Origin of the sequence: Nostoc sp. (genome assembly GCF_036917455.1) — a bacterium.
GTDB lineage: Bacteria > Cyanobacteriota > Cyanobacteriia > Cyanobacteriales > Nostocaceae > Nostoc.
On sequence record NZ_JBALDK010000043.1, the window covers coordinates 1 to 8,245 of the forward strand.

Here is an 8,245-nt window from a genome sequence, read left to right on the forward strand (position 1 = left end):
TGGAGATAAGATTTAAGTTGGGTTAATTCGGTTTGTGAGGTTTGTAGTTCAGATTGGGATTGTGTTAATTCAGCTTGTGAAGTTTGTAGTTCAGATTGGGATTGTGTTAATTTTTCTTGTGAGGTCTGTAGTTCAGATTGAGATTGTGATAGTTGAGTCTGCGTAGCGGATAGGTGAGACTGGGATTGTGTCAATTCTTGTTTAGTCTGTTGCAGTTGAAGCTCTGAATCTGCTGTTAATTGTGCTTCTACTTCTTGTATTTTCACTTCTTCTTGTTGACGATCTCCAGGAATATCCAGCAAACGATAACGAGCTAACGCTTCTACACAAAAACCTGTAGTCAATGCTGCCGATCTAAAAAGTCTTTGATTGAGCTTACCACCATACATCGGGATTTTCTGCCACGAACCATCAAACTGTTGAGTGTCGAGCAGAAATTTGATAGTTTTCTCTAAGCTAGGGACTACATGGTTAAAATTAAGTAGCGTACACATTGCCAAGGCAGTCAATAGTTCGTCACCAAAGGAGCCATTAGTTTGTTGTAAGTTCAAAACTTTGGTGATAATTGGGATTTTGACTACACCTAGCGATGTCACTCCATTAAAATATGCTCTTGAAAGCATATAATAAAGACTTAGTTTGTGGTCATAAAATGAAAGATGTTCTTCTTCACTATCCCTAAGTATAATATCGATTAGATATTCAATTGTTTTTCGAGTTTTCCGGTTTTCGCCCAAATACAACACAACATTTGCATTAACAACGGAACAAATATCATCTCGATCTGTAAGCTTCCAAATTTCCTCGGAATGTGATAGAGCTTTACCAAATGTCATTACATTCAGGGCTACACTTCTGATAGAGCGAGGCAAAACCCAAGTGTAAAAAATTCCCTTTTTATTTCTATTATCGAGAATAATATCTGTGTTATTAGGTACTGGGATGTTATTTATTTTTAAAATATAAGAGATACAACAAACATCATCTAAATCTGGTGGTATCGTTGTATTCTTTTCATTTTTAGCTGACCAATACTTCCATAATCCACCAACTTGCATTTCATTTAGTAAAAATTTTATTCCTTTCTGTTGTATGTTCTGAACTTTTCTTTCGCTTCTCAGGAAATGCAAAGAATAAAGAATTAGGGATGTCACGAAAGGAGTGCTATCAAAGTCCCAGGATTCTCTATGTTTTGGGTTTTGGTATTTTTGCTCGAATTCTGCTGGGAAGTCTCCATCGTCTAGTTGATTCTCTTCTAAAAAATCTATAGCTTTTACTATACTAATTTCTAATTCGCTAGTTGGTAATTCCAGAAATGCTTGATTTTTATTTTGAACTTGATTTGTTGTAACTTTATCTGTATTTATTTCTAACTTTTCTTGCGTGGAAGCATTTAAATTGATAACTTTTTTCAATCTCAAACCTAGCGAACGAGCTAATATAAGCAGTCGTTGCTTAATAGCGGAGTAGAATAAAATTATGTGTAAGGCGAGTATAATCAAAAATACAGGTTGTCGGAAAGATAGCAATGTTAATAAGCTTAAAGGCAACCAAACTTCATAAAAATCGTGCAACACAACATAAGCTTTTTGAGATGGAGAAGGATCGAACTCGTCATATTCGGTACTGAAAAATAGTAGGAAAAGGTAAATAGTGAAGGGGACAATAAACAAAGGCGCAGATTGGGAAATCAAGAGAAAGAGTCCACCGGAAAGAATAGCTTCGAGTGGAAACACAATGTAATTAATCCAAATTCGGAGTGATTGCACACCAAACTTTGTAGCCAATGTCTTTATACCCGATTTCAAATCATTTTCTCGATCCCAAATTTGATGCAATAGAATACCTCTAACTCCAACCCCAAATGCCCAAGCTGTAGCAACGATCGCTAGAGAATAGCTTCCCGATTGAGGAGTTGCCGTTAAGCTAGAAAATACCGTAGCGACTAGCAATGTGGGAATTGCGTGTACGGTAGCAGCATCGGCGACTGCGCCCCAGATATATCGTTCTTTGAGGCGGAGTGGTGGAGCCGGATAAATGGTCAGCAATGTATAGATAGAAGCAAGCAAAATTGCTGAAGTTGAGTTAAAGCTAATAAACAACCACGGGACTGCACCTGCGATCGCTAAACCAAGACTTAATAAAATACGTTGCCCTCTCGAAAGATGAGCCATTCTGTTGTGCTTCCCAGCTTGAAAATCTAGCTCAATATCAAAGATGTCATTGACAACATGACCATAAGCTGCAACGAAAAACATTGAAACTAAAAGAGCCAGTAGTGTAATGATAGATTGTTGAGGTGGTGTATCTTGGATGAAGATTTCAGCGTAGGCGATCGCGAGTAATGGGGGGATTTTGTAGAACCACCAATCGTTACCCCGAAGTAAGTTGAAAAGTGATAAAAACCTTTCTATGATTTCAGTGTCTTTATTTGCTTTTGGTTCTGGAGCATTCATAAACTCCACAAATTGTTCTGGTATTAGTGGATTATTTTTATAATCAAAAACTCCTAAACTTCTACAGTCTTCTGGCTTTTGACCTCTTATGTATTGCTCATAAAATTTTTCATCCACTTCAAAAATTTCTAATTTGTCAGAAGTCTGTGACTCTCGATAACAAAAATTAATAGAACTGTTTTTGGGAGCTATATGACAAGTCGCTACTACTCTCCCATTAGTAAATAAGTTAGGAGAAGAGCCATGAAAAAGCCGGCCATCGAATATAAGTGCTTTACCTGCTTGCATGGGGACATTGGTAAGATAGTTTTGTTGCATCAGAGACAAAATATCTTGACTGCAAGACGAGCCTGCATAAACAAAACGAGGTCTTGGGTTTGAAGTGATTAGATGGCTTTTGCTAACAACTTGAAGACAACCAGTTTGTTCATCTACATCAATGAGGGGACACCAAATAATAAAAGATTTATGTGAGGTCTCATCTACTATTGATGGGTCTTGATGTATCGACACAGATGGAGAATTTAGTGTTTTCCTAATGAAGTTGCAGTAAACAATTTTGTAGTCTTTAAATAAAGTTTCTATTTGAGAAATAAAGATTTTTTTGATTTCCTGATTAACTAGCTGACGGTATAGTATATCTGAACTAATGTCGCTGCGATACAAATACGGGGCATCAGTGATTGAATCTTGAGGAAGAGGACATTTTTTATAAATACTTAAAAGGTTTTGCACTCGCTCTTCACTGAGAAAATCAACAACTACATATCCTTTTTCTTCAAGTTCTTGATACATGACACACTTGGGATAAATTTTTCTCTAAGCTAGGGATACACAACGCGTATTTTAGCTTACTGACTTAATAGATGATTTTAAAAGGCTTGTTTTGACCTTCGCTGTCCGAAATTTTCAGCTTTTTTTTAGTTGGTTAACACCGCAAGTTTATACCAATTGTAAAAGTTTAAGTGACAAAGATGCAAAAGCTAAGTGTTTGGAGATGAGATTTGTTACATACTCAGTGTCCAGCACTTACACTGAACCCTCAAAAATGCCTAGAAATCAGTCTTAAATTCATTTTTAAAGAGAATAATTTAAGATTCTTAAAATAAAGTCCAGTAATTTCACTGAGTATACCCCTGGAGAGCGATGTTAAATTTGCAGCGTATATTTCTACTTCATCATTCGACTCTCATCTCATACCCCTTATTTGGCAACTTGCCACATCAGGATTGATATGAGAGTGGATTGATTATCCAAACTCCTCCTGAGTTTGTTAGAGAAATTAGAGAAATTGTGCAGAAAGGTTTGTAATTTAGATATAAGGACTAACAATTAACCTTTTTCTGAATGACATTCGAGAAAACCTAGTTAGATGAAGCTTAGTTGCAGGAAAGCGATCGCTCCTTCTCAAGAGTGCTAAATTTTCTCCAATTGCCTGAGATTGAGATAAGTTTGGCAGCACTTGGTTTGTTATTCACAATCTACCTGCTCCAAACAAGCATTCAACTTTTCTGCCAATACTCGGACGTGGGGTTCGTCATGGTAAATACCGTGTTTGCCTGGAACTTTAATAACTTCGATTCCACCTATAACCCAACTATTCCAGCCATTGGCTCGCATTGGATCGAACATCTGTTGCCAGTTATCTTGAGCCGAAAAGTAAACAACTCGTCCTAAATATAGCTGTGGTTTATGATTAGCTATAATTTGCTGATTTGCATCAATGACTCTAAGAATATTCTCAACTTGGCTGAGACTCAAATTATTATCAGTTAGTTTTTGTCTCCAGGTTGACTTGCCGGATGATTTCCAATAATTTAACCAATTCACTCGTTGCGATTCTTCAATGAATGGGTTCGGGCTATCTGACATCACAACTATTAAAACTTGCTGACCCCGCATTCTTAATTGTTGAGCCATTTCAAAAGCAATATTGCCCCCTGTACAGCGACCTCCTAAGAAATATGGACCTTCAGGCTGAATAGTTTGGATTTCTTGGATGTAGTGTTCCACCATCTCCTCTATGCAAGTATAGGGAGTTTTTTCTCCATCAAGTCCTACTGCTTGTAAGCCATAAAAAGGGCGAGTTGGATCTAGGTAAGGCATCAATTCTGGCTGATAGCCATAACCGCCAATACCATGTACATAAAAAAAAGGTGGTTTGTTGCCATGAGGATTGATTGGAATGAGCGATCTAAATTCTTTTTTGCTGTTTCCCCGAATGATGAAATTGGCTAGTTTTTCAATAGTGGGTGCTACTACCAAACTTGCCAAAGGGAGATTTTTACCAAATACCTTTTCTACTTCAGCCAACACAACCGCAGATTTTAGCGAATCTCCCCCTATCTCAAAGAAATTATCATTACTGCTAATCGATGTAATGCCTAAAACCTGTTGCCAAATTTGAACTAACTGCAACTTTACCGGATTCTGAGGAATAATTTTCTGCTGGCTTGATGCACTTTCTATTGTCCAAATAGCGAGACTATCCAAATTGCCATCAACAAAAGCTTTCCGACAGGCTTGACGCTGAATCTTACCGCTAGAAGTTTTAAGAATGCTATCTCGTTTGAGCAGTACTATCCCATAAACAGGTAACTCAAAGTGTTCTGCTACTGCATTGCGGATAGCACTTACCACTTCACCAACATTAAGATTTTCACTCTTCTCGCGCTCGACCTCAAACACTATTACTAATTGTTCGACTCCATCAATTTCTATAGAAAATACTGCCCCATAATTTGGACGCAAAATCGGATGGCTTTTTTCCACCACCCATTCAATATCCTGGGGATAATAGTTTTCTCCCCGAATAATAATTAAATCCTTGAGACGACCCGTAACAAACAATTCCCCATTTTGAATAAATCCTAAATCCCCCGTCCGCAGAAACAGCCCCTCTCCCGTATCTACGGTGCAAGCTCTAAAAGTCTCCTCAGTCGTATCAGGACGCTGCCAGTAACCCCGCGCTACCCCTACACTCGCTACCCAAATTTCCCCCACTTCATCGGAGGCGCATTGTGTCAATTTTTCTGGATGCACAATTGCGACTTTAGTATTTTCCAACAGCCGTCCCGAACCAGCCAATTTTTGACCGACTGAAACCTCTAAAATACGGTTTTGCCTTAATGCTTTCGCAGAAATGGTACAAAAAACCGGAGCATCTGTTTTTCTGCTTGTTGTTACTGCCAAAGTAGCTTCAGCGAGTCCGTAACCTGAGGAAAAGGTATGCCGACGAAACCCATAAGGCTCAAAGGTACGACAAAATTGCTCTATCACTTCTGGGTTTATAGGTTCCCCTCCACTTCCGGCTACTTCCCAACTGCTTAAATTCAGGGTCGCACGTTCTTCTTTTGTTATCCGTTGCAGGCAATAAGCGTAGGCAAAATTAGGAGCTAGGCTGTGGGTGACACGATAATTGGAAATAACTTTCAGCCATCGCAGTGGCTGTTCAACAAATGCTAGCGGAGACATTAAGTAACAAGGAGTGCCGTTGTAAAGAGGTCGGAGAAGTCCTCCTATTAGACCATAGTTGTGGAAATAGGGTAGCCAAGTGGCGGTGATACTATCGGGACTATACCCATAAACCGATGTGACATTTGCTAAACAGTGCATCAGGTTTTTGTGGTCGAGCATCACTCCCTTGGGGGTGGAAGTGGAACCGGAGGTATATTGCAGGTAAGCTAGGGTATCGCCATTAATTTCTGGTTGTTGCCATTGGTCAGTGAGGTGGGAGGGAATTTTCTCGGTAGCTATCCAAGGAATGGTAGCGAGTTGGGGTATTTTTTGGGCAATTTCTCCCTCTGCCAAGTAGTAGTTGAGTAGAAGTGATGCCCTGTCGTTGAGTCGGCTGACAAAGCTTTTGGCTTGGAATGTTAAATGGTTGCCGTCACGGTTGGCTAACAGGTTGGCGGTGGTTAAGATTAATGAAGCACCGGCATCAGCTGCGATCGCTTCCAATCTCGGCAAAACTCGCTTCATCCGTGCCGCTTCCGGTGCAGGTGCGGGAATGGCAACCACTCCAGCGTAAAGGCAACCAAAAAAAGCGGCGATCGCTTCTAATCCTTGGGGATAAACCAGCAAGACTCTTTCGCCGACGCAGAGTCGAGATTGTAAATAAGCTGCGATCGCCTTGGCTTTTTCGTCCAACTGTTGATAAGTTAAACTGGCACTCGGTTTTTCCTCATCTTCTAGAAAAGTGTAGGCTATTTTATCTGGGTGTAGAGAGACGCAATTATACAAATTGACGAGAGTGGGATTCTTGTTTTGAGACGCTAGGCGCTTTGCTTCTTTTTGGCACAGCATCATCCTAATTTTACTCTCATTTTCTCATTTTTCCAGTTTTGAGGTTTATGCAATTTCATTCCTGCCTCCCAACCGCAACGAACACCTATAATCGACTCTTGAATGTATTTAAACAACAAATAAAAAGGCAAATTATGAGTAAATTTAAGGCGGAAAATTCTTAACAAACAACGGTAGTTCAGAAGTAAACTGAGACGGATTAAAAACATTGGTAAAGGTAGTTTTTGATAACCATGTTTGAAAGCAAAGTAGGTAGTATTTTTAGCGAGGGAATACCAACAGGTGAGATGTCGGCGATCGCGGCGATTATGACTGGGTTGCACATAGTGTTCTACAACCGCATCTATATGATGAACCCTGTAGCCAGCTTCCAGCAAACGCAAACAGATATCGGTTTCTTCTAAAAAATATTCAAAAAACTCATCAAAATAGCCAATTCTGACTAAAGCTTCTCGTTGATATGAAGCATTAGCTCCCATTACACCGCAAAACCATTCAGGGCTGGAGGTATATTTAGCTGTCTCTGTCGCACAAAGAACCGGTCGAGATTCGCTCAAACGGCTATTGACACCTCTAGCAAATTGTAAAGAAAGGATTGGTTGAGTTTTATCTATAACTGCTCCACCGACACAACCACAAATTGCTCCTTGTTCTCGGTAAATTTGTAAATGTAAATCTATCCAATTGTGTGGAGGGATAACATCGTCATCCAGGTAGAAAATAATATCTCCTGATGCTGCTTTCAAACCTAAGTTTCTAGCCACACTCACATTTCTTTTTTCAGTACAAATAATCTGATTAATAATATCTTTGTATTCTAATAAAACTAATTCTGTCTCATCTTCTGTGGGGCCGACAACTAAAATTAGCTCTTGAAAACAAAATCGCCAGCTAGAAACAGCGCTCATTACTTTTGGGAGAAAGTTACACCTGTCCATAGTACAGATAATCACAGATGTAGAAGGAGATAGCATTACAAATAATTTAGTGATAATTTAGTTGAAAATCAGGTGCGTAGACACGTAGTGACTTGTCACCAGACATCGCTTGAGGTCTGAATCTCAATCTTTATGTTTTTATAAATTTGAGAAACATCTTGGATTTGTTGGCAATCGAATTATGCTCAAATTCCAAGCTCCTTTTTGAGTTTTTAACTTTTATTTATAATTAATTGTATATTTTGTTACTTTTCTTATAGATCAGACAATTCCTTTTTTCTAAAAAATTACGTCTTTTTTACTACGACTGTAAAAAATTAACAAATGTAAAAAATACCCTTAAAAGGAAGATACTAAAGAGTAAAAGTGTATACTGTAGCAGATATATACTGTGTTAATTAAAAACTTATTATACTTAAGAATTTTAAATTTTCTAGCTTAAGACACTATACTGAGTGATTATAATTACAGCAACATAATATTAAGCATATATATTAAATAAAATATATTAATATTATTAATTTCCAAGGAAAACTATTTTAGAAT

General features: G+C 38.4%; 3 protein-coding genes. All 3 read right to left on the reverse strand.

What is annotated here, in order from left to right; all coding sequences use genetic code 11:
- Positions 1 to 3,251, reverse strand: a 3,251-nt coding sequence (locus tag V7K42_RS04645; RefSeq protein ID WP_334913986.1) for a UbiA family prenyltransferase, incomplete at its 3' end; no start/stop codon positions are given.
- Between the two features lie 675 nt (positions 3,252 to 3,926).
- A complete protein-coding gene (locus tag V7K42_RS04650) occupies positions 3,927 to 6,764 on the reverse strand; it encodes an AMP-binding protein (protein ID WP_334913988.1) in 2,838 nt (945 codons plus the stop codon).
- Positions 6,761 to 7,735, reverse strand: coding sequence for a glycosyltransferase family 2 protein (locus tag V7K42_RS04655; protein ID WP_334913990.1), 975 nt, complete (start codon positions 7,733 to 7,735; stop codon positions 6,761 to 6,763). The genes V7K42_RS04650 and V7K42_RS04655 overlap by 4 nt, the downstream gene beginning before the upstream one ends.
- Positions 7,736 to 8,245: the final 510 nt, after the last annotated feature.